Raw genomic sequence first — 2,751 nt, 5'->3', positions numbered from 1 at the left:
AAGACCTCCAGCCCGGACAAAGGCGAAACGAACTCGAAGGATTGCTCAGCAACGAACCGTCCGAACTCCAGAGCCGCAATCGGGTGATGCATTACCTGATTGGCGAAACCCAGGAAACCTTGCTCTCAGAACATCTCTACTCGCTTGAGCCCGATCCAGCAGGCGCGATTAGCAACGGCTTATCGGAACTTTTAGTGCTAGATCAGGGTGGCCATTTTCTGAGCTTAGAACGCACCTTTGGGCGATCGGGCTTTGGGGCAAAGCTGTTCCAACTCGCGATGGGCAGTGCCACCGATATTTCTGGGGTGCGATCGCTGAGTGGCGATGTTGAAGGACTAGTGCCCGTTCGCAAACAGTTGGTGCTGGATCTGCAAACCCTGGGCATTCCCCTGGATAACGTGGAAGGCATGACCCTTGGCCCGCGCTTACCCGATGGCACCGATAGTCTACTGCTCCTATCCGACAACAACTTTAACGAGGATCAAATCACCCAAATCTTGCTCTTTCGGTTGCGTCAAGGGTAGGGGCGGTAAAGCACTCGGACAAGGGCAGGGATTTCAGCTTGGTTGCAATTTCTTGAGAAGGGTTCGTTGAAGCGGGCGGGAAGAAGAGGAGTTTAGCGTGAGCCGTTGTCTTGAACATTGGCAACGGGTACATCTGCCGCATAGTGCTTGATCACCAGCAAGCAGTTCCGATTATCGGCGGTGCGGGCATACTGTAACGAATCGGACATCCGCTGCATGAGGCGCAACCCTCGCCCACCTTCCGCATCGGGATCAATGTCGGCGGGCATCGTATCGAGTTGACGCTGGAGATCAAACTCGTGCCCAAAGTCCCAAATTCTCAGTTCTACAGCATCGGTGCGAACGGTCACTTCAATGTCAATGGTTAAGTTTTCAGACCGCCCCTGGTGAGCGTGGCGAACAGCATTAGTAAATCCCTCAGCCAGGATCAATTGACACTCCAGCCAGACGAGGTGGGGAATTGGAAAATTACGAACTTGGTCAAACCAAGATAAAACCTGAGCGAGGTCACCTAAATCTGACCCAACCTGTATATGTACTCGTTGCGGTAGTTCCAATTGAACTCAATCCCTCTGCTGACAGAGACCATCACGGCTGCTTTGCGTTAGTTACCCATAGGTATTGGGAACACTAAACCTACCATACGGATTCAAAACGCATATTTAAAACCTATTAGGATGCTAAAAATGACACCCTCTGAGTCAATAGGCAAGATCCTAAACGCATTCTATCAGCTAATTCATCAGGTTTTCACCCATACCCGCTTCCAACTGAGCATACAATGTAACTACCTTCCAGAATACACGCGCGATCGCGTTCAACGCCGAGCAGCTACGATTCATGCTAAAGATTTTAGTAATTGATGACGACCCGATTATTCGCCTATTCCTTAAGAAAGTGCTACAAAAGCAAGGGTATGATGTTTCGCTGGCTACCAATGGTAAGGAAGGGCTAGAGCTAGCACAAAGTATTCAGCCAGGGTTGATTATCTGTGATTGGATCATGCCCATCATGGACGGTTTGGACGTTTGCCGTCACGTTAAGGCCGATCCCAACTTATCAACTACCTTTTTTATCTTGCTCAGTTCGCGGCGTGGGCTTGCCGATCGGGTTCAGGGGTTAGATTCTGGTGCGGATGAGTTTTTATCTAAACCGATTGAGGTTGTAGAACTCCAGGCACGGGTACGGGCAGGACTGCGTCTGCATCAAATGAGCCAGGATTTGCAGCGGCAAAAACAGATGCTGGAAGCGGAGATTGATGAAGCGGTGGAGTATGTGCGATCGCTGATTCCGGCTCCCATGCACGGTGCGGTGAGCATTGACTCCTGCTTTATCCCGTCGCGCCAGTTGGGGGGGGATTGCTTTGACTACTACTGGCTAGACCCGGATTATCTCGTCATTTATCTTCTGGATGTGTCGGGGCATGGGTTGGGAGCAACGTTGTTATCGACGGCTGTGCTGAACCTGCTGCGATCGCAGTCGTTACCGGACGTGAATTTCTACCAACCCCACGACGTGTTGCGATCGCTCAATGACACCTTCCAGATGAATAGCCATAATGAAAAATACTTCACCATCTGGTACGGGGTCTACAACAAAGCCAAGCGTCTACTGACCTATGCCAGCGCAGGTCATCCTCCTGCGATCATGATCGCAGAGTCAGCGGACGAGAATGCGCTTCGGTCTGCACCAACCGTTAGCCGCCTCAAAACGCCCGGACTCCCGATTGGGATGATGCCCGAAGCCGTCTTTCAGAGCGATCGCTATTTTGTGCCTGCGAACAGTTCGCTTTACGTCTTCAGCGATGGCATTTTTGAAGTGGGGCAGCTTCGAGGTGGCACTTGGGGATTGAATGATTTTGTCGGTTTGCTCTCGACTCGGAGTCCCCACGCAAATCTGCAAGGCATTTTAGATGTAGTGCTGACTTATAATGACGCAGAATCTTTTGAGGATGATTTATCGCTGCTCCGTCTTAATTTTGAATAGGTTGAAATAACCTGTTCAGACACAGTTGATATCAAACGTCCATGACGTGATAACGTCACCCCGCAGGATGAAAATCTATTTTCAGAGCAATTTTGAGTTTTAAGTTCTCAGGTTTGAGGTGGAGATGCACTACTACACCAGCGATTTCAGCCTGAGATCTGTAGCTGGCATTAAGACATGGGTATGTGCTTCGTTTGCAGGATATTGTATGGCTGTTGCCAGCTAGCTTAGGACATGGCCA

3 protein-coding genes are annotated in these 2,751 nt (G+C 50.3%); 2 read left to right on the top strand and 1 reads right to left on the bottom strand.

All coding sequences use genetic code 11. The features are described from left to right. Positions 1-524: esterase-like activity of phytase family protein (locus IGR76_13765; GenBank protein MBF2079544.1), on the top strand; the 524-nt coding region annotated here is incomplete at its 5' end. 92 nt (positions 525-616) lie between these two features. Here IGR76_13765 and IGR76_13760 read toward each other — a convergent pair. Beyond that, positions 617-1,081: an ATP-binding protein gene (locus tag IGR76_13760; protein ID MBF2079543.1), complete on the bottom strand. Its 465-nt coding sequence runs from the start codon at positions 1,079-1,081 to the stop codon at positions 617-619. 283 nt (positions 1,082-1,364) lie between these two features. On the opposite strand from IGR76_13760, the gene IGR76_13755 reads away from it, so the two are divergent. Continuing rightward, positions 1,365-2,510, top strand: a complete 1,146-nt coding sequence (locus tag IGR76_13755) for a SpoIIE family protein phosphatase (GenBank protein MBF2079542.1) — start codon at positions 1,365-1,367, stop codon at positions 2,508-2,510. Positions 2,511-2,751: the final 241 nt, after the last annotated feature.

It is taken from the genome of Synechococcales cyanobacterium T60_A2020_003, from assembly GCA_015272205.1.
Taxonomy (GTDB): Bacteria; Cyanobacteriota; Cyanobacteriia; order RECH01; family RECH01; genus JACYMB01.
This window is presented reverse-complemented; position numbering and strand designations above follow the sequence as displayed.

Excerpts from the sequence above, each read along its gene's own strand:
- IGR76_13755 (MBF2079542.1), top strand. The coding sequence starts at position 1,365 with ATGCTAAAGATTTTAGTAATTGATGACGACCCGATTATTCGCCTATTC.